The sequence below is a fragment of the Bacillus sp. TL12 genome, from assembly GCF_022625245.1.
Taxonomy (GTDB): domain Bacteria; phylum Bacillota; class Bacilli; order Bacillales; family Bacillaceae_G; genus Bacillus_A.
On record NZ_JAJJBY010000147.1, the window covers coordinates 1 to 1,526 of the forward strand.

Genomic DNA, 1,526 nt, shown 5'->3' on the forward strand with positions numbered 1-1,526 from the left:
CAACTTTTTGTTGGCACCATTTAACCTTAATAAAACTTCGCAACAGAACCAACAAATAACACCAACAGATATATCAGTTGGTGTTATTTGTTAATTTATTTATGATTGTAAAATTTCTTGTATCTCTTCAATACGTAAATTTGTAAACCTTGCAATATCTTCTATTCGCATTCCATTTTTGTACATACCACGAATAAGTTGCATTTTACCTTCTTCTATTCCTTTTTTAATCCCTTGCTGCTCTGCATGAGCGAACTTTGCGGCCTCATCCATAAGAGCTTTTTCCCTTGCTTCATACGCTTGTCGGAAAGAAGAATCTTGACTCATACGTTCCCATTTATTCATTGCTTTTTGTAAAATAGGGTCTTGGTTCATCGCAATATCCTCCAATGTTTGGGTTAAATGTTCATCTTCATTCGCTGGTAGAAGTAATAACCAACGAACGAACGAATCTTCCCAGGGATTTACTTGTTCATTACGCCACTGCTGCATGAGTTTTGGAATTTCTACAATATGAATTTCTATATCATCACTTAATACCTTCTGTTGTTGTTGATTCCATAGAATTCCTGTTGTATGGAATGCCTCGTATTCAGAAAACATAACGAAATTTAACAAATTAATCGTAATTGTTTTATGGAGCGAACTATATGGCATTCCTTTTTGAAGGTGGGACGTGTATAGCCTTCCCCAGTAATATAAACTTCTCTTAATCATATCATGATTATTATTTAGCTGTATTTCCACATTTACCTTTGTTCCCGTATCTAATGTTGCGGAAATATCTAAAATCGATAATTTATCCTCTTCATGTTCTCGATGCAAGTGTGGGTCTTCTAATTGCAAAGAAACAATAGGGGATTCTAAAGAACCTTGTAATATTGCATTTAAAAACGCAATTAGAATATCCTCATTTCCACTTGTACCAAATAATTGTTTAAAAGCAAAATCAATGCGTAAATTCACTAATTGTTGGCTGGTCATGGATTTTCCTCTCCCCATCTTATAAGATGTTTTTCTTTCATTGTACATAAAAGAGTGATACATATGCAAACAAGCTCTTATTTCAACATGCATAAGGGTTTCAATAATTTTTTAGGGATTTAACAGTGTATATTTTGGGGGAATTATCCCCTATGTTTCGTATTTACTGAATGGAAATTATAAAGAGTCTGTTATTGAAAGAAATTTGTTATTAGTAAATACATAATGAATGGAAAAAACCTATTTCAAACTTTTAAACGAAAAATAAAAAAGCCTTGTGGTAAACAAGACTTTTTTATTTTAGTTCAATTATATATCGACTGTCCTCTGAAATACATAAACTTGCAGTATCAATTTTCACGCGACATGTACCTAACCGTCGCCTTACTTCTGACTTTAATTTTTCATTTGCTTCTTCTAAAGAACGCGCTGGAATGATTGTAGATTGGGTTCTGTTGCAAAGTTTTCTACATGAAGCTACACTCTAGAAAACAGGATCTAGGAGAATCAGACATGAGATATTTTAAAGGAAAACAATTCAA

The 1,526-nt window shown here is 33.0% G+C and carries 1 protein-coding gene; it reads right to left on the reverse strand.

The window, feature by feature from the left end; genetic code table 11:
• Positions 1-99: 99 nt before the first annotated feature.
• Entirely contained in the window at positions 100-984 is an 885-nt protein-coding gene (locus tag LOK41_RS28115) for an Rpn family recombination-promoting nuclease/putative transposase (RefSeq protein WP_241819371.1), read from the reverse strand.
• Positions 985-1,526 lie beyond the last annotated feature (542 nt).